Origin of the sequence: Methylobacterium sp. W2 (genome assembly GCF_020662345.1) — a bacterium.
Taxonomy (GTDB): Bacteria; Pseudomonadota; Alphaproteobacteria; order Rhizobiales; family Beijerinckiaceae; genus Methylobacterium.
Genome location: NZ_VMOA01000009.1, coordinates 88,306 through 104,557, shown reverse-complemented (window position 1 = coordinate 104,557; position 16,252 = coordinate 88,306). Strand labels below are relative to the sequence as shown.

Annotated in this window: 19 protein-coding genes; 1 reads left to right on the top strand and 18 read right to left on the bottom strand. The window is 67.7% G+C overall.

Translation table 11 applies throughout. From position 1 onward, the window contains the following. Window positions 1-71: 71 nt before the first annotated feature. Window positions 72-254 carry a hypothetical protein gene (locus FPV16_RS07115; protein WP_227437404.1) on the top strand — a complete coding sequence of 61 codons (183 nt, stop codon included), beginning with the start codon at window positions 72-74 and terminating at the stop codon, window positions 252-254. A gap of 83 nt (window positions 255-337) precedes the next feature. On the opposite strand, the gene FPV16_RS07110 is transcribed toward FPV16_RS07115, so the two are convergent. From FPV16_RS07110 to moxJ, 18 genes are all read right to left on the bottom strand, one after another. Beyond that, the gene (locus FPV16_RS07110; protein WP_227437402.1) at window positions 338-1,141 is read right to left on the bottom strand and encodes a succinate dehydrogenase iron-sulfur subunit; all 804 of its coding nucleotides are present in this window, start codon (window positions 1,139-1,141) and stop codon (window positions 338-340) included. 62 nt (window positions 1,142-1,203) lie between these two features. Next, window positions 1,204-3,024: a succinate dehydrogenase flavoprotein subunit gene (sdhA, locus tag FPV16_RS07105; protein WP_227437400.1), complete on the bottom strand. Its 1,821-nt coding sequence runs from the start codon at window positions 3,022-3,024 to the stop codon at window positions 1,204-1,206. 28 nt (window positions 3,025-3,052) lie between these two features. Beyond that, window positions 3,053-3,466 (bottom strand): succinate dehydrogenase, hydrophobic membrane anchor protein, encoded by a 414-nt coding sequence (sdhD, locus tag FPV16_RS07100; protein ID WP_227437398.1) that lies wholly within the window; start codon window positions 3,464-3,466, stop codon window positions 3,053-3,055. Window positions 3,467-3,478: 12 nt separating this feature from the next. Continuing rightward, the gene (sdhC, locus tag FPV16_RS07095) at window positions 3,479-3,880 is read right to left on the bottom strand and encodes a succinate dehydrogenase, cytochrome b556 subunit (RefSeq protein ID WP_227437396.1); all 402 of its coding nucleotides are present in this window, start codon (window positions 3,878-3,880) and stop codon (window positions 3,479-3,481) included. 156 nt (window positions 3,881-4,036) lie between these two features. Then, complete coding sequence (locus FPV16_RS07090) at window positions 4,037-5,359, bottom strand: SLC13 family permease (RefSeq protein ID WP_227437394.1); 1,323 nt, start codon at window positions 5,357-5,359, stop codon at window positions 4,037-4,039. Window positions 5,360-5,518: 159 nt separating this feature from the next. Next, window positions 5,519-6,154: a response regulator transcription factor gene (locus FPV16_RS07085; protein WP_227437392.1), complete on the bottom strand. Its 636-nt coding sequence runs from the start codon at window positions 6,152-6,154 to the stop codon at window positions 5,519-5,521. After that, window positions 6,151-6,681 (bottom strand): hypothetical protein, encoded by a 531-nt coding sequence (locus FPV16_RS07080; protein WP_227437390.1) that lies wholly within the window; start codon window positions 6,679-6,681, stop codon window positions 6,151-6,153. The genes FPV16_RS07085 and FPV16_RS07080 overlap by 4 nt, the downstream gene beginning before the upstream one ends. After that, window positions 6,678-7,631 (bottom strand): YncE family protein, encoded by a 954-nt coding sequence (locus FPV16_RS07075; RefSeq protein WP_413629215.1) that lies wholly within the window; start codon window positions 7,629-7,631, stop codon window positions 6,678-6,680. Before FPV16_RS07075 ends, FPV16_RS07080 begins: the two co-directional genes overlap by 4 nt. Then, entirely contained in the window at window positions 7,628-8,179 is a 552-nt protein-coding gene (locus FPV16_RS07070; RefSeq protein ID WP_227437388.1) for an SRPBCC family protein, read from the bottom strand. The genes FPV16_RS07075 and FPV16_RS07070 overlap by 4 nt, the downstream gene beginning before the upstream one ends. Window positions 8,180-8,182: 3 nt before the next feature. After that, complete coding sequence (locus FPV16_RS07065; RefSeq protein WP_227437386.1) at window positions 8,183-9,172, bottom strand: vWA domain-containing protein; 990 nt, start codon at window positions 9,170-9,172, stop codon at window positions 8,183-8,185. Continuing rightward, on the bottom strand, window positions 9,169-9,789 hold the full coding sequence (locus FPV16_RS07060; protein WP_319802223.1) for an MxaK protein: 621 nt from the start codon (window positions 9,787-9,789) through the stop codon (window positions 9,169-9,171). The genes FPV16_RS07065 and FPV16_RS07060 overlap by 4 nt, the downstream gene beginning before the upstream one ends. A 338-nt stretch (window positions 9,790-10,127) precedes the next feature. Then, window positions 10,128-11,168, bottom strand: coding sequence for a vWA domain-containing protein (locus FPV16_RS07055; RefSeq protein ID WP_227437384.1), 1,041 nt, complete (start codon window positions 11,166-11,168; stop codon window positions 10,128-10,130). 57 nt (window positions 11,169-11,225) lie between these two features. Next, window positions 11,226-12,146: a nonribosomal peptide synthetase MxaA gene (locus tag FPV16_RS07050; RefSeq protein ID WP_227437381.1), complete on the bottom strand. Its 921-nt coding sequence runs from the start codon at window positions 12,144-12,146 to the stop codon at window positions 11,226-11,228. Window positions 12,147-12,154: 8 nt separating this feature from the next. Continuing rightward, window positions 12,155-12,952: a DUF58 domain-containing protein gene (locus FPV16_RS07045; protein WP_227437476.1), complete on the bottom strand. Its 798-nt coding sequence runs from the start codon at window positions 12,950-12,952 to the stop codon at window positions 12,155-12,157. A 71-nt stretch (window positions 12,953-13,023) separates the two neighbouring features. Beyond that, window positions 13,024-14,055 carry an AAA family ATPase gene (locus tag FPV16_RS07040; RefSeq protein WP_227437380.1) on the bottom strand — a complete coding sequence of 344 codons (1,032 nt, stop codon included), beginning with the start codon at window positions 14,053-14,055 and terminating at the stop codon, window positions 13,024-13,026. A 110-nt stretch (window positions 14,056-14,165) separates the two neighbouring features. Next, window positions 14,166-14,456: a methanol dehydrogenase [cytochrome c] subunit gene (locus tag FPV16_RS07035; RefSeq protein WP_056255295.1), complete on the bottom strand. Its 291-nt coding sequence runs from the start codon at window positions 14,454-14,456 to the stop codon at window positions 14,166-14,168. 91 nt (window positions 14,457-14,547) lie between these two features. Beyond that, window positions 14,548-15,138: a cytochrome c(L), periplasmic gene (moxG, locus tag FPV16_RS07030; RefSeq protein WP_227437378.1), complete on the bottom strand. Its 591-nt coding sequence runs from the start codon at window positions 15,136-15,138 to the stop codon at window positions 14,548-14,550. Between the two features lie 86 nt (window positions 15,139-15,224). Continuing rightward, window positions 15,225-16,073, bottom strand: coding sequence for a methanol oxidation system protein MoxJ (gene moxJ / locus FPV16_RS07025; RefSeq protein ID WP_227437375.1), 849 nt, complete (start codon window positions 16,071-16,073; stop codon window positions 15,225-15,227). Window positions 16,074-16,252: the final 179 nt, after the last annotated feature.

Sequence of the window (16,252 nt, the reverse complement as noted above, 5' to 3'; positions counted from 1 at the left end):
TCGTCTCCTCGCGTTGGTCAAGGTGAATCCGCCGCCCCTGGTGGCGGGCAGGCGAGCCAGAGGAAGCACCCATGTCGAACCCCAAGCCAACATCCACGCCAGACACCGACGAGAAGCGTCGCGTGGATCCGGCGCCCAGCAACGACGAGATGAATCCCGAAAATCATCAGGACGAAATGAGCGAGCGCCTGGACGAGGCGCTGGAAGAGACGTTCCCGTCAAGCGACCCGGTCTCGGTCAAGATCACGAAGTAACCGGCCATAGAGGCGAAAAACGCCAAAGCCGAGATGCGGTGCATCTCGGCTTTGGCAACAATCCGCTGTCGGGCGGTCGCGCATCAGACCTCGCGCGACACCATCATCTTCTTGATCTCGGCGATGGCCTTTGCCGGGTTCAGGCTTTTCGGGCACGCATTGGCGCAGTTCATGATCGTGTGGCAGCGATAGAGCCGGAACGGGTCATGAAGGGCGTCGAGGCGCTCGCCCGTATTCTCGTCGCGGCTGTCGATGAGCCAGCGATAGGCTTGCAACAGGGCCGCCGGGCCGAGGAAGCGGTCGCCATTCCACCAGTAGCTCGGGCACGACGTGGTGCAGCATGCGCACAGGATGCACTCATAGAGACCGTCGAGTTGGGCGCGATCCTCAGGGGTCTGCTTCCACTCCCCTTCGGGCGCAGGGGTCTCGGTCTGGAGCCAGGGCTCGACCGAGGCGTGCTGGGCGAAGAAGTTGGTGAGGTCGGGAACGAGATCCTTGAGCACAGGCATGTGCGGCAGCGGGTAGATCCGCACCGCGCCGGTCTTCTTGCCCTTCGCATGCTCCTGGCACTCGTCGATGCCCATGGTGCAGGCGAGCGCATTCTGACCCTCGATGTTCATGGCGCAGGAGCCGCAGATGCCCTCGCGGCAGGAGCGGCGGAACACCAGGGTCGAATCGACCTTGGCCTTGATCCAGAGCAGCGCGTCGAGGACCATCGGTCCGCAATCGTCGCGGTCGACCTGATAGACGTCGACGCGCGGATTAGCGCCGTCATCCGGGTTCCAGCGATAGATGCGGAACTCTTGAAGGTTGTTGCCCCCGGTTGGCCGGGGCCAAGTCTTGCCTTCAGTGACCTGCGAGTTCTTGGGAAGGTTGAATTGAGCCATGGTTCGGCGTGCCTAAATCCGTCTCGTGAGTACCATCGTCGGGGGCAATTTCCGTCTTTTCCCTAGTAAACGCGAGCCTTCGGTTCGATGTACTGAATCTCATTTGACATTGTATAGGTATGAACCGGGCGGTAATCGATATTCACCTGCTGGGATTTATCGTCGAGCCACGAAAGGGTGTGCTTCATCCACTCCTTGTCGTCACGGTCGGGGAAGTCCTCGCGGGCATGCGCGCCACGGCTTTCCTTGCGGTTGGCCGCGGATTCCATAGTGACGACGGCCTGACCGATCAGGTTGTCGAATTCCAGCGTCTCCAGCAGGTCGGTGTTCCAGATCAGCGAGCGGTCGGTGATCCTGATGTCGGCTTCGCCCTGCCAGACCTTATGGATCAAGGTCTTGCCCTCCTCCAGCACTTCACCTGTGCGGAACACCGCGCAATTGTTCTGCATGGTCTTCTGCATCTCGGCGCGGAGTTCCGCCGTCGGCGTACCGCCATTCGCGTAGCGGAAGCGGTCGAGGCGAGCGAGCGCCTTGTCGGCGGAATCCTTCGGCAGGTCCATCTGGCGGGCGCCGGGCTCGACGATCTCGGCACAGCGCAAGCCTGCTGCGCGGCCGAACACCACGAGGTCGATGAGCGAGTTCGACCCGAGGCGGTTGGCACCGTGCACGGAGACGCAAGCCGCTTCGCCGAGCGCCATCAGGCCCGGCACCACTGTGTCGGGGTTGCCGTTCTTCAAGGTCAGCACCTCGCCGTGGTAGTTCGTCGGGATACCGCCCATGTTGTAATGGACCGTGGGCAGGACCGGGATCGGCTCTTTGGTGACGTCGACGCCCGCGAAAATCTTGGCCGATTCCGAGATGCCCGGCAGGCGCTGGTGCAGGATCGCCGGGTCGAGATGGTCGAGGTGGAGGTAGATGTGGTCGCTCGTCTTGCCGACGCCGCGACCCGCCCGGATCTCCATGGTCATCGAGCGCGAGACCACGTCTCGGGAAGCCAGATCCTTGGCGCTGGGAGCGTAACGCTCCATGAAGCGCTCGCCCTCGGAATTCGTCAGGTATCCGCCCTCTCCACGCGCGCCCTCGGTGATGAGACAACCGGCGCCGTAGATGCCGGTGGGGTGGAACTGCACGAATTCCATGTCTTGCAGCGGCAGACCGGCGCGCAGCACCATCGCGTTGCCGTCACCCGTGCAGGTATGGGCTGAGGTTGCCGAGAAGTACGAACGGCCATAGCCGCCGGTGGCCAGGATCGTCATCTGGGCCCGGAAGCGATGGATCTCGCCGGAGGCCTGATCAATGGCGATGACGCCCAGGCAGCGGCCCTCCTCATCCATGATGAGGTCGAGCGCGAAGTACTCGATGAAGAAGTTAGTGTGGTTCTTCACCGCCTGCCCGTAGAGGGTGTGAAGCATGGCGTGGCCGGTCCGGTCGGCCGCCGCACAGGTGCGCTGGGCGGTGCCCTTGCCGTAATCCGTTGTCATGCCGCCGAACGGGCGCTGGTAGATCTTGCCCTCCTCGGTCCGCGAGAACGGCACGCCCCAATGCTCAAGCTCGTAGACGGCGGCGGGTGCGTTGCGCACGAGATACTCGATGGCGTCCTGGTCGCCGAGCCAGTCCGACCCCTTCACGGTGTCGTACATGTGCCAGCGCCAATCGTCGGGCCCCATATTGCCAAGCGAAGCGGAGATGCCGCCCTGGGCCGCCACGGTGTGCGAGCGGGTGGGGAAGACCTTCGAGATACAGGCGGTGCGTAGGCCCGCTTGCGAGCAGCCCACGGTGGCGCGCAGACCGGCGCCGCCAGCGCCGACGATCACAACGTCGAACGTATGGTCGATGATGGAATAAGCGGGCGCGCCGTTGCCGTTGGTTCCGTTGGTGGCCATGGGCAGATCCTTCGGGTTCGGGGGGCGGTCAGACGAGCTTGCCGAGGCTCACGCGTAGGATCGCGTAGAGGCAGGCAACGGCGACGATGACCGCGTAGGCATTGTTGGCGAACAAGCTGGCGAGCTTCAGTCCCTTGGAGTGGACGTAATCCTCGATCACGACTTGCATGCCGATCCTCATGTGGAGCGTGACCGAGATCACGGCGAGGATCAGGACGAGCGCGACGAGCGGGTGCGACATCAGCGCGACTGCTTCAGGGTATGGCCGGTTGGCCATCATCGCGACGATGACGATGAAGCCTAGCATCAGCGGCGCGTTGGCGGCGGCGGTGAGACGCTGCTGCCAGAAGTGGCCGGCCCCGTGGCCAGAGGCGCCGAGGCCCTTCACCCGGGCACGCGGGGTCCGCATGGTCACGTTGGTGGTCTGACGGTTGTCTGTCATGGCGATCGCTCCTCAGCGTAAGGTGAGGGCGAGCGCCCAGATCAGGACGGTCAGGATCACAGAGCCGATCAGAGTAGCGCGGGCGAGGCCCATGCGCTGCTCGCGGTCGAAGCCGTAGCCAAAATCCCAGATGAAATGGCGCAGGCCACCCAACATGTGGTGCATCAGGATCCAGGTATAGGCGAAAAGGACCAGCCTCCCGATGATCGAGCCGAAGAACCACGCCACCCAGCCATAGGCCGCCGGGCCGGAGGCGAGTGCAACGAGCCAGATCGCCACCAGACCGGTGCCGCCATAGAGCGCGGTGCCGGTGACGCGGTGGAACACCGACATCGCCATTGTCCAGGTCCAACGGTAGATCTGGAGGTGGGGCGAGAGCGGCGGAGCGACCGTGGGTCTGACGGTAGGTGCCATTCTGCGAAAGTCCTCGGCGCTGTGGAGCCAATGCCAGCAGGGATGCTGCTCAGATTGGACCGTCTCTAAAGGGGTACGCCCTGCGCGCCAATGCGCAAGCCGTGTTGATGTGCATTGCGGTGTGACACACGGAACCGATCGTCATTCGGCTAGCGCTCATGGAAACCGGCCCAGAATGTGCCACCAGAGGTAGTTCAGCGGAGCGATGACGAAGAGTGAGGCGAGACCGACCACGAGGGTCAGGATAGTCGCCGACCGGAGCGGTACCCGCCCCAGATCCATTGCCATCACGATGGGTGGGGCTTGGTAGGGCAGGAACAGGGTCGAGTACCCCACGACCTGAATCATCACCACGTTGGCCAGGTCCAGACCGCTCGCGCGCGACATCTCGCCGGCCAAGGCCGTGTAAAGGGCCGGAGCGCCGTTAGCGGTGACGACGACGGCGAAGAGCGACGCGATGATCGTCAGCACGCCGAAATTCTGCGCCGGGGCTCCGTGTTCCAGGGGGGCGACCGCGAGTAGAGCATGGCCGAGCCTGGCGCCCAGGCCCGTCTCGTCGACCACCGCCACCAGTCCCAACAGCGCGGCCACGTAGAAGCAGGTTCGCAGGTTCACCGCACCGAAGGCTTCCGCAGGCAACACGCCGATGCGGGGTAGTAGGCAGATCACCGCCGCCGTCAATCCGACCCAGGCCGGGGCGATATGGTGGAGACTGTCCGTCACCCAGAAGACCAAGGTCAAGGCGAGGATGATCGTGAGCCGCCGCTCCTCCGGCGAGAATGCCGGCGCGGGCTCGTCCGTATCCGCGGCGGCGGGGCTCATCCGGTCCGGGAACAGGCGCACGATGGCTGCCACTAGGAGCATGCCCTTCACGCCGGCAAGGACGGGGGCGTGGAGCAGAAGGTAGGGCAAATAGGCGAGGTGCAGGCCGTATTGCGTCTCCGCAGTGCCGGCCATGACGAGATTAGGAACGTTGGCAGGCAGGATCGCCGCGGACAGCAGCGGCGTCGCTAGCGCTACTGCAAGAACCGCCCCGCTCCGGCCGGCGCGGCCGGGCTCCAGGCCGAACGTGTCGCAGAGCGCCAACACCACCGGGATCATCAGGGCAATGCGCCCGAGGTTAGAGGGCATCACGAAGGCAAGGACGAAGGACAGGGTGACGACGGCGGCGATGAAGCCCGCGTAGGAGCCCGACAGCCGGCCCGCGAGGCTGCGCGCGAGGCGGGTGCCGAGGCCGGTCCGGGTGATCGCAAGGCCGACCACCATCCCGCTCAGCACGAGCCAGAAGGCCGATGAGGAGAAGCCGGAAAAGACCGTCGATGCAGGCGCGAGCTTCAGTAGCATCGCCGCAGCAAAGAACAGCATCGCGGTCACGACTTCGGCAACGATGCCACTTGCCCACAGGCCCATGCAAACGACGAGCAGCATTGCGGTCACGAGAACCGTCTGTTCGTCTGCGAGGATGGATGCCGCCTGCATCTGCGGGAAATGCTCCGCTGGAGCCGGGCAGGAATGGGTGCCCCGTCTCACGGCGCGAACATTGATCTCGAATTGGAGTTGTTCGCAATTCGGATGTCGCCGACCGATCCTTCGCGAGCGGCGAAGGATCTGCGATGCGTGGGGCATCGAGGACGCTGTTCAGCGCACCCGCTTCTCCTGCTCCACGGCGAGGCGAATGAGATCCGCCAAGGTCCGGACGCCGAGTTTCTGGCGCATAGCGGAACAGGTGTTGAGGACGGTGCGGTACTTGATCGACAGCGTGTCGGCGATGCTCTGATACGAGGTGCCGCGGCTGAGGAGGGAAAGGATCTCGCGCTCGCGGTTGCTTAGATCGGCCAGGGGCGAGCGGCGAGCTCCGGCCTGCAGCACTGCGATCTCTACCGCAAGGTCGTGATCGAGGTAGCTTCGCCCCGCGCGTACCGCTTCGAAGGCCTTGAGGAATTCCGCTGTCCGAACATCCTTGAAGACGTAGCCGATGGCGCCGCTTTCGAGGGCGCGGGAAACGATCACCGGGTCGTTGTGCATGCTGAAGGCGAGGATGCGCGTCTCCCGCGCGAGGGTGTGGATCCGCCGGATCAGCGACAGGCCGGACAGCCCCTCCCCCTGCAGGCTGAGGTCGGCCACCACCATCTGCGGGCGCAGGCGGTGGAAGATCCGGTAGGCGGACATGATGTCGGTGGCTTCATGGATGGTCTCGACCCCGGCATCCTCCATGAGGCGCCGGAAGCCGCGCAGGACCACGGGATGATCGTCCACCACGAGGACGGCGGTCACGGGCTCACGCGTCCTTCGCCCTGGAGCGAGTAGCGCTCCTTCAGCTTTGCAAGGGCGGTGGCCCGGTCGGCTCCCTGCTGGCGGGTGTTGTAATAGTGCTGGCACATCTCGCCGAAGAGCTGCTTGCGATGGGTGGCGGCGGCGACCTCCTCCAAACCGTCGAGGAGATCGGCATAGGGTTCGGGCTTTCCCGCCTCGGCCAGCATCTCGCCGAGCTGGACGATGCGGTTGGCCATCATGCGCGGATCCTCGATGAAGACCTCCCTGGCGCGGGCGAGGCTGTGGCGGAGATGCTCGGTCTGCGAGCCCACCTCCGCGGCGGGCCTGCCGATCTCGCGGCTGGCGAGCCACCGGGCGGGCTCCGTCGGGTCGGTATGCGAGAGCCAGGTCGGAACGTCGGCATCGGATTTCGTGGCGACGAGGGCCTGATCCCCGGTGCTCGCGGCCTCGCTGCCGGCGTCTTCGCCCTTGTCGCAGGCCGCCAGGGCAAGGGGGAGGCACAGGATCGCGTGTCTGATCCGTTTCATCGCACCGCCTCCGGGTTCGAGCCGACGGTGAGGCTGCGCGGCCCCTCCGCCACGGGGATGCGGGCGGTTTCCGTCAGCGACTTCAGGTCGATGACCGAAACCGAATCCGAGAACCAATTCGCCACATAGGCGAAGGCCCCGTCCACCGCGATCCCTTCCGGATAGAGCCCGACCGGGATCGTCGCCTTGAGGCCGAGGCTGCCCGAGTCGAGCACCGCCACGGTGCCCGCCTGCTGATTGGTGACGAGGACGAGGCTGCCATCCTCGCTGGTCGCGACGCCGTAGGGCATCCCGCCGATCCTCACCGTGGCGGTCACCGTCAAGGTGCGGGTGTCGACGACGCTGAGGTCGCCGCTGCGCACGTTGCCCACGTAGAGCCTGTCTTCCCCTGGGCTCAGACCGAGGGCGAACGGGCCCTCGCCCACCGGCACCGTCGCCACCCGCTCCATCCGCGCGGTGTCGATGACGCTCACCTGGCGGCTCTCGCGGTCGGCGACGTAGAGCCGGCCCTTGCGGTCGAGGACGAGGCCGGCCGGGTCCTTGCCCACGGGGCAGTCGCCCTCGACGGCGCCGGTCGATGCGGAGAGGCGGACCACCCGTCCCCCGGCCCAGTCGCCGACGAAGAGACTCGTCCCGTCCGCCGAGGCGGCGATGCCGAAGGCCTGGCCTGGAAACGGCAGGCGCTCCAGCACGGTGCCGTTTCGCCTGTCGACCACGTCGATTCCCGCATGGTCCGGCTGGCTCAGATAGAGGCGGCCGTTCGGTCCGGCCGCCACCTGCGCGATCCCCTGCCCCACCGCGATGGTGGCCGCGACCGTGGTTGCCCCGGCCTCGATGCGGCTCAGTGTCCCGGCTCCCTGGCTCGCCACATAGACCGGCCCAGCCTCCACCCGAGGGGTGGAGAGCGTCAGGACGAGACCGGCAAGGAGCATCGGGAACACAGGATTCATCGCGCCGTCTTGCCCTCCAGGCGCGCCTTCAGACCCTTGAGTCCATTGCTGAAATAGAGGTTCATCGCATCCTTGCCGGCGGCATCGCTGAGCTCCTCCGGCGGCTCGTTGCCGGTATCGCCGCGATAGAAGCGGCCGAGCCACTCGACCTTCGAACCCTCGCCCTCCGGCGTGACGGAGAGCGTCGCCGAGTAGGACGAGACCGGCAGCGCCTTCAGGTCGGCATCACCGAGACGGTAGGAATAGCTGCGCTTGGCCGCGTCCCATTCGTCGAGGCCTTCATCGAGGGTGCCGCCGTTCTTTAGGGTCAGGGTGCGACGACCGCCCGAGGCGTTGCCGCCGGTGCCGACGCTTTTCGCCACGTCCGGATGCCAGTTCGAGATGCCGGCGAAGTCGCCGACCACGGCCCAGACGGCATCGGGCTTTGCCGCGATGGCGATGGACTGATCCACCTTCTGCGGCGTCGGGCCATGCGCGAGGGCCGTGGTTGCGAGGAAGGCGGTGGCTGCCAGGGGAGCGAGGAACGCAGACGGCAGGGCAAAACGCATCGATCAGACCTTTTTTACCGGGACAGAACGGCCGGCCCCGAGCAGAGGGGCGGCGAAGACGGCGAGGATCAGCGCGAGGGCGATCCCGCCGAATAGGGGGCGCAGGTCGAGGCTGCCGGGGAGCGGGCGCGGGGTCGCCGTGCGGACCAGCGCGGGGCCGAGCCCGGCAGGGCCGTCGAGATGGGCGTAGGTCAGGCCCGTCGCCTGAGCGAGGGTCTTGAGGTACGGCTCGCGCACCGAAGAGAGATGCTCGGTGCCGGAGGCCGCCGCGGCGCCGAAGGGGGCGTTGCGCGGGTTGTAGCCCTCGCGGCTCTCGGCATCGGCGGGGGGCGGTCCGAACCGGTTCTCCTGCTGGACGTCGCCCGACCCGTAGAACCCGGTCTCGCGGCCGCGATCGTTGTAGCGCGGGATCGGGGACAGGGCGTAGGCCCCCGCTCCGACGATGAGGCCGCGCACGGCGCCCGGCTTGCCGTCGAAGGCGGGGCCGCCGGTGCTGGGCAGGGGCGGCGCTTCCTGGCCGTCGGTGATGAAGACGAGGTCGGTGCCGAGACTGGCCGCCATCTCCACCGATCGGAACAGGCCGGCCGAGATGCGGCTGTCGCCCTCCCAGGCCATGCGCCAGTCCACGGCCCCGAGAGCACCGTCGAGGGGGGCAAAGTCGGCGCAGACTTCGATGGGGGTGAACAGGAGGAACGGCCGGCGCTCGGTGAACAGGCCCAACCCCACCCGCGACCCGCAGGGCAGCGAGGTGACGAGTTCGCGCAGGGCCGCCTTCGCCGTCTCGAGACGGCTTTCCGGTTTGCCGTCCGCCCCGACGTAATCGCGGACATTCATGCTGCCGGTGATGTCGAGGATCGCCAGAATCTCGACGCCGTTGCGGGTCAGCGGCAGGGGGCGGGCCACGAAGGTCAGGGCCACGAGCGCCAATGCGCCGGCCAGGAGCTGGAACCGCCGGTCGCGCAGGTTTCGCCGGACGAGGCCGGGCGCGCTCACGGTTCGCCCCGCGGTTGGCCGGGGATTTCGGTCCAGATCTTCTTCGGTTCGGCCTTCAGCTCGTCGCCGGTCTTGCGATCGAATTCTGGGAAGTCGCGGAGCAGGCGCGAGGCCACGTCGAGGTTGAACTTGGCGTCCCACAGGTCCGGCCGGCCCTGGAGCGCGCGCCGATAATCCTGACGGGCCAAGGTGATGAGCGGTCCGGCCGGATCGAGATTGCTCCGTTCGAGATGGTCGAAGGCCTGGCGCAGGCGGGCATTGCCGAGCGCATAACGGGCGCGCGCGGAGAGGTCGGTCTCGCCCCGGCGGTCGAGGGCTTCGATCAGCGGCTCGATCTCCTCGGTCACGCCGCGGCGGGCGAGATGCTGCACCCGCGCCAGCAGGAGCGGAGCCGGGGCGTCGAGGGAGACCGGGACGTCTTTGCCGGCCACCAGAGCCGCGATTGCGGCGTTGTCGCGCGCCGCCCGCCAGGCCGCTGCGCCGAAGCCGAGGGCCACGAGGAGCAGGAGGATCGGCAGGGCGAGGAGGAGGTGCGGGCGGGCACGGCGCAGGGCCTTGCCGAGCGTGGCACCGGCTCCCCCTCGCCCCTCTGCGGGAGCGGGTGGCCCTCGCGTCAGCGAGGGTCGGGAGAGGGGAGCGCGCTGCCCGGAGAGGTCGCCCCCTCTCCCGGTCGCTCCGCGACCACCCTCCCCCGTAGAGGTTACTGGATGCACAGATTTGCTCCACGGCTGTTCGCTTACCCAAGAGGGCTCGACATGAGGCGCGACGGGCTCCCTCTCCTGGAAGGAGAGGGTTGGGGTGAGGTGTGGTCCATCTCCGGAGGGGTCACGCACCTCACCCTGTCCCTCTCCTTCCAGGAGAGGGGACCCGTGGTGCACGCCAGACGGTTGAATATCGTAGTCCGCAGAGGGGGGAGGGTTGGCGCGCTGCGGCGATACAGGATTCAAAAGCGCCTTCATGCGGCGAGCCTCTGTGGCTGAGGCGCCGGCGCGGCGGAAGTGGAAACCACTGGCCGGCGCAGGCTAAGATCCGCCTCGGCGAGCTTGGCCGCGACGAGCAGGATCAAGCCCAACAGGCTGAGTCCATAGGCCCATCCGGCGAGGTCGCGACGCGGACGCTGCTCGCTATAGGGGATCGGGTCGCGCTCCAGGCGCTCGATCTGGCCGATGGCATCGGCCACCGCCTCGGCGCCCTCGGCCTCGAAGGCGCGGTAGGGCGTGCCGAGGCTCTTGAAGAACAGGTCGAGATGACGTTCGGGCGCGGCCTGAGGGGTATCCTCGCCCGACGGCCTGTCGGAGATGGACGGCGAGCCCTTGGTGCGCAGGAACAGCCAGTAGAGGTTCGGGCGAATACGCGCGAACTCGGCGCGCAGGGTCCCCTGGACGCGGGGATCGATCACCGCCGCGCCGTCGGAGACGATGAGCAGGGCGCGCGAGACGTTGGCGGTACTGGCGCCGAACTGCGAGAGTGCCATGCCGAGACCGCGCGCCACGTTGGTGTAGTCGAGGCCCGGCCGGTCGATGGCGGCGATGGCCGCGCGAACGGCTTCGTGCCGGTCGGTCATCGGCACCACGAGCATGGGGGCCGTGGAGAAGGCCGAGACGGCGAACTGGTCATGGGCGCGGCTGCCGACGAACTCGCCGAGGAGCCGGCGCGAGGCCGCCGCCTTCGATTCCTCGGCGCCCGAGGGCTGCAATCCGGCGAAGGTCTCGTTCATGCTGCCAGAGCGATCGACGAGGATCGAGACCTGGGCGCCGATGCCTGTCCGGGTGATGGTCTCGCCCTGGCGATAGGGGCCGGACAGGGCGACGACGAGGCCGGCGATGGCGAGGATGCCGGCCGCGCGCAGGCTCCAGCCGATGAGGCGCGACAGGCCGTCGACGGGGCTCGCCGCGATGCTGGAGAGGGGGGTGACCCGCTGGCTCGACGCGGCGAGCGGCAGCAGCGCCAACGGCAGCAGCCACAGGACCCAGGGAAAATCCGCCATCAGGCGCATGACACCACCGCCATCAGACCCATGCTTCGACCGCCATCGGACGGGTTTTCGGCCCGTTCATGATTCCCGCTCGATGGCGGTGAGTTTTCGGGTCAGGACGACGATGTCGGCCAGTGGCAGACGCCGCATGGCGGCCGCCGGACCGGGTCCGAAGAAGCTGTGACGCGACGCGTCGAGGAAGGCGGCGAGGCTGGCCCGTTCCCGCGCATAGGCGGGATGGCGGGTGAGGAAGGCCGGCAGGTCGTCGGCCAGGACCCGGCGCCCGTCGGTCTCGTCCAGCGCCCGGTGGAGGGCGAGAAGCGCGGTCTCGTAGGCCGCCTCGTCCTCCCCCCGTTCGGCGAGGGCGCGCAGGCGGCGCAGGCACGCCGCGAAGGCCCTTCCTCCGCGTTTGGCGAAGGGCCACCAGGTCCGGTCCCAGGCCAGGCCGGCGAAGGCCAGCACGGCCATGGCCGCAAAGCCGGCGCCGCCGACGACGAGGGGCTGCGTGTCGAGGGAGGCGACCCGCCCGTCCGGACGCAGGTAGGTTCTCGGGTCTTCGCGGGCCGGCGGCTGGACCTCGCGCAGGGGCGAGATGTTGAACGACCAGGGCGGGATCTGGGCCTTGGCCGTGGTTGCGCCCTTGTCCGTATCGCTCACGAAGGTGACGACGAAGCCGGGGATCTCCAGGGCGCGGGCATCGAGGGCGGCGTAGAAGTTCTGATAGGTGAGATCGAGGCGGACCCGGCTGCCGCCGCTCACGGAATCCTGCGTCACCGCGACGGTGCGAAGGTCGAGCCAATAGGTGATCGCGCCGGGCTGGGGCAGCGAGGCGGCCTGCAGGGCAAAGCCCGGCTCGACCACGATATCGATTTGGGCGCGGACGAGATCGCCGAGGAAGTAGCCGAACGGGCGCGGCGTGCGCACCTCGACGGTCCGCACCTGGGAATGGGCGGCAAGGGACGAGCAGAGCAGGAAGAGGAGCGGGGCGAGGCGGCGCATGGGATGCCTCACTGCGCCAGTAGGTGGCGGCTGACCGCGTCCGGGTCGAAGCGGCCCGCGAGACGGAAGGGCGGACGGCCGTAGGTGGAGGCGATCCGGCGCAGGGTCTCGGCCCGCTCGGCTTCGCGCGCGATCCAGCGGCGGCGCAGGCTAGGGCGCATGAAGACCACGCGGCGGCCGGCGCCTTCGAGATCATCGAGCTCCATCAGGCCCCATTCGGGCAGATTGTCTTCCTCGGCGGCGTCGGCCAACACCACCGGCACGAGGTCGTGGCGCGACAGGCTCGCGAAGGTCCCGGCGATCAGGGCCTCCGGCCAGCGGAAATCGGAGACCAGGAACACGATCTTGGGACGGCCGACGAGGCGGCGGGCCGCTTGCTCCATCCCGTCGGCGCGGTCCCCGGTACAGGCCGCGCCCGCCAGCCGGGAGACCACGTCGCCCGCCATGCTGCGGCGCCGGCTCGCGGGCAGGAACACGTCCTCGCGCAAGGCGGCGTCACAGCCGATCAGGCCGAAGGCGTCGCCGATGCGCGTGGCCGAGGCCGCGAGGCAGCCGCACAGGCGCGAGACCAGTGCCATCCGGTCCGCCTCGCCGGAGAAGCGCATGGAGGCGGAGAGATCGACCAGCGCCCAGACTTCGAGGGCCGTGCGGCTCTCGAAGCGGCGGACATAGGTGCCCTCGAACGGATCGCGCAGGGTGGCGCGGACATCGATGCGGCGGGCATCCGGCATGCGCAGGAATGGCACCTGATCGCGGAAGGTGCCCAGCCCCCCGGCATCGCGGCCGCGATGGGCGCCCGCCACCATGCCGGGCACACGGCCGCGCGGGCGATAGACGATGTCCGGCGTCGGCTCCTGGGGCGTTGTCTCGGGCGCCGTCACGGGGCGGGCACGGTGTCGAACACGGCGCGGCAGAGCTCCGGCACGATGGTGCTGCGGCGCATCTCGTAGATCGGCTCGAGGAAGACGCGGTGGGCCATCACTTCGGGAAAGATCGCGCGGATGTCTTCCGGCACGAGCCAGTCGCGGCCTTCCAGCCAGGCACGGACGCGGGCGGCCCGAACGAGGAAGGCGACGCCGCGCGGCGAGGCCCCGCCCTGGATCAGCGCCGACATGTCGATGCCGGGCAGGCGGATGCCGGCCTCGTGCGGGCGGACCAGGGCCTCCCACAGAGCGACGACATAGGTTTCGATGGCCGGGCTCGCCTGGATGCCGTGCTGGATCGCCGCGCCGATCCCCGCCATGGCGGCGTGATCGAGGACGCCGCTTTCGATGCCGGCGATGAGGGCGTCGGTGTCGTGGAAGCGCGGATCGAAGACGAGGGCGCGGCGCGCCTCGGCGTCCCGCGGCGCTTCGAGCCCGATCTCCATTAGGAAGCGGTCGCGGGCGGCGGCGGGGAGTTCGAAGGTCTCCTCGCGCTCGACGCGGTTGCGGTCGGCGAAGACCTGAAGGTTGGGGAAGCGGTATTCGCGGTTGAACGCGGTCAGGCTGCGCTCGGCCATCAGGCGGAGCAGGAGCGAATGGACCTGCGGACGGGCGCGGTTGATCTCGTTGAAGAAGAAGATCGACAGGTCTTCGGATTGCCGCAGCACCGGCCCCGGCTCCACCCGCGGGCGGCCGTCATTGGCGAGGTAGGTGTGATAGATGAGGTCGGACGGCATCATGTCCACCGTGCCCTCGATGCGCTCGTAGGCGCCGCCGAGCGCCCGCGCCACGGCGCGCAGCAGGGTGGTCTTGCCGACGCCGACATCGCCTTCCAGCAGTACGTGGCCGCGGGCGAAGAGCGCGATGGTGAGAAGCCGGATGGCGCGGTCCTGGCCCACCACGGCACCGCGCACCGCGCGTTCGAAACGGCCGGCCGCCTCGCGCCAATCGGTGAGCATCGCGTCGCCGGAGCGGATGTCGTTCATGGGGTTTGCCTTTGAGGACAGCGGCCGCGATCCCCGGACGGAGCGGTCCAGGCGCCTGAGGGGATCGCGGTCACCGTGAGGGCCGCCCAGAGCGATGGGCGGCGACGACGTCAGTTGGAGGAGATCTTGGTGACGTCGTATTCGAACTTGCCGGTCTTCTTGGCGGCTTCGATGCGCTTCTTGTTGCGCTCTTCCATCTGCTTGATCGAATCGGCCTGCTTGTTCAGTTCCTTCGGATCGTGCTTCGGGTCGTATTTCGTGCCGGCGATCTTCTCGGGGAAGCCGGGCTTGGGCTGCCAGCAATCGCCGGCGGCCTTGCACTTGGTGCCGTCATAGGCGAGCGCGGGAACGGCGAGCAGCGCGCCCGCACCGATTGCGAGAGCCGTGATGAGTGTCCGCATGGTCGTCTCCTCTGGTTTTGATTGTTACGGCGTTCGCCGCTTCTCGCTCACCGCGCGGGGCATCCCCGCGCGCCGTGACTTCCCAAGACCGCTACTCCAGCGGTGGGCACTGGCCCGGAGCGTCCTTGGGGAAGGTCTCGCCCTGCTTGTAGGGCGTGTATTTCTTCTTCTGCTCGTCGTTGAGCCAGACGGCGTCCTTGACCGGACCGGTATAGAGATGCCGGATCCAGGCGATCGTCTGCAGCATCTCGTCGGGCGTCAGGTTCTCGTTGTGCGGACCCATCATGCCGTTGGCGCCGCCGAAGATGGTGGCGAACAGGCCGGTATCCTCGGTGTTGGACGGATAGGTCCAGTAATTGTCGTTGAGGCCGGGGCCGAGCTTGCCTTCGGCCAGGTGACCGTGACAGCCCGAGCATGAGGTCGCGAACAGCGACTCGCCGTTGCGCAGGCAGGACTTGTCGTCGATGTAGACGTTCTTGCCGGTCTGGAAGAATTCCTTGACGGCTGGAGTGTCGCGTCCGCCCTCCTTGCCTTCCGAGACGTTCAGTTCTTCGCCGGTCACCGTGTTGCGGAAGGTGATCCCCGTCGAGGGGCCCGCGGAGGGCTGGGCCAGGGCCGCCAGACCGGCGGAGGCGAGGCCGAGCCCGAGAAGGGCGGCGAGGACACGGTTCGTGTGACGCATCAATTTGCTCTGTTTATCCCCGGACTTGCGGCCGAGGTGGGCGTACCGGTGCGCAGCGCGCCGGCGACGCGGGACAGGGTGGGAGATCAGTTGGAGACGGGGGTGACGGGCACGCCGTCCTGGCGCAGGATCGCCTCGATCTGCGGGCGGGCCTTGGCGATCGCGGCATCGAGCGCCGTCTTCAGGGCCTGGTCGTCACGCCGCACGCCCATGGACTGGTCGAAGCTCTGCGGCATCTTCTGGCCGTCGCTGCGCACCGTATCGTCGGGCACGGGCGTCATGCGCAGGGGCTGGCTCGAATCCTTGACGTAGCGGGCGACGTCCGGCGCGAAGGCCACCGCCACGTCGGCCTTGTTGGCGACGACTTCGCTGACCATCCGGGCCGGATCGATTTGCGTGTAGGTGTTGCGGGCCGCGCGGAAGTTCACCAGCGAGTAGAGGTAGGCCATGTCCTCCTCGTAGCGGCCGATATCCTTGAGCATCGCCTCGCCGGGCGTGCCGAAACCGACGACCATATGGTCGATGGTCTTGAGGCGCGGATCGGACCAGGACTTGATGTCGAGATCCCGGTCGGCGCGGGTGATGAAGACGTAGCCGCTGCGGTAATAGGGTTTCGTGGCGAGGACGCGCGGGTCGTCGCTGTCGAGGCCGACCACCACGTCGCAGAGCTTCTTGTCGAGGCTGTCGCGCACGAGATAGATCGCCGCCTTGTCGGACCAGACGAACTGCGCCTTGCGGCCCATGGCTTCGGCGACGGCGGAGACGATGCGGTTCTCGAGCCCGGACCCGTCCTTCATCGAGAGCGGCGGCTGGTTGGCGGCGCAGACCCGGAGGACGCTGTCATCGGGCGCGGATTTCGTGTCGGCCTGGGCGAACGCGGCACCGCCGAAGGCGAGGACAGCGGCGACGGACAGGCATCCTTTGGCGAAGGACATGAGAGCGTTTCCGTTGTTTTTTTAGGGGTCGGATTTTTTTGGGATCGAGGCGTAGGCCCTCCCCGACGACTCCCGGGCTTGCCCGAAATCGGCCGGCGACGGCATTCACACGATCTCGCAGGATGCTCGGGTTCCCTCTCCTTTCAGGAGAGGGAGTCCTCTGGTGCCTCACGCTCACT

Bases quoted from the DNA above. Each gene is read 5' to 3' on its own strand.
- FPV16_RS07045 (WP_227437476.1), bottom strand. From the start codon at position 12,952: ATGGTGGCGGGCGCCCATCGCGGCCGCGATGCCGGGGGGCTGGGCACC.
- sdhC (WP_227437396.1), bottom strand. From the start codon at position 3,880: ATGGCACCTACCGTCAGACCCACGGTCGCTCCGCCGCTCTCGCCCCAC.
- FPV16_RS07055 (WP_227437384.1), bottom strand. From the start codon at position 11,168: ATGCGCCTGATGGCGGATTTTCCCTGGGTCCTGTGGCTGCTGCCGTTG.
- FPV16_RS07035 (WP_056255295.1), bottom strand. From the start codon at position 14,456: ATGCGGACACTCATCACGGCTCTCGCAATCGGTGCGGGCGCGCTGCTC.
- FPV16_RS07040 (WP_227437380.1), bottom strand. From the start codon at position 14,055: ATGAACGACATCCGCTCCGGCGACGCGATGCTCACCGATTGGCGCGAG.
- FPV16_RS07090 (WP_227437394.1), bottom strand. From the start codon at position 5,359: ATGCAGGCGGCATCCATCCTCGCAGACGAACAGACGGTTCTCGTGACC.
- moxJ (WP_227437375.1), bottom strand. From the start codon at position 16,073: ATGTCCTTCGCCAAAGGATGCCTGTCCGTCGCCGCTGTCCTCGCCTTC.
- FPV16_RS07070 (WP_227437388.1), bottom strand. From the start codon at position 8,179: ATGCGTTTTGCCCTGCCGTCTGCGTTCCTCGCTCCCCTGGCAGCCACC.
- FPV16_RS07110 (WP_227437402.1), bottom strand. From the start codon at position 1,141: ATGGCTCAATTCAACCTTCCCAAGAACTCGCAGGTCACTGAAGGCAAG.
- FPV16_RS07075 (WP_413629215.1), bottom strand. From the start codon at position 7,631: ATGAATCCTGTGTTCCCGATGCTCCTTGCCGGTCTCGTCCTGACGCTC.
- sdhA (WP_227437400.1), bottom strand. From the start codon at position 3,024: ATGGCCACCAACGGAACCAACGGCAACGGCGCGCCCGCTTATTCCATC.
- FPV16_RS07080 (WP_227437390.1), bottom strand. From the start codon at position 6,681: ATGAAACGGATCAGACACGCGATCCTGTGCCTCCCCCTTGCCCTGGCG.
- FPV16_RS07050 (WP_227437381.1), bottom strand. From the start codon at position 12,146: ATGCGCCGCCTCGCCCCGCTCCTCTTCCTGCTCTGCTCGTCCCTTGCC.
- moxG (WP_227437378.1), bottom strand. From the start codon at position 15,138: ATGCGTCACACGAACCGTGTCCTCGCCGCCCTTCTCGGGCTCGGCCTC.
- FPV16_RS07115 (WP_227437404.1), top strand. From the start codon at position 72: ATGTCGAACCCCAAGCCAACATCCACGCCAGACACCGACGAGAAGCGT.
- sdhD (WP_227437398.1), bottom strand. From the start codon at position 3,466: ATGACAGACAACCGTCAGACCACCAACGTGACCATGCGGACCCCGCGT.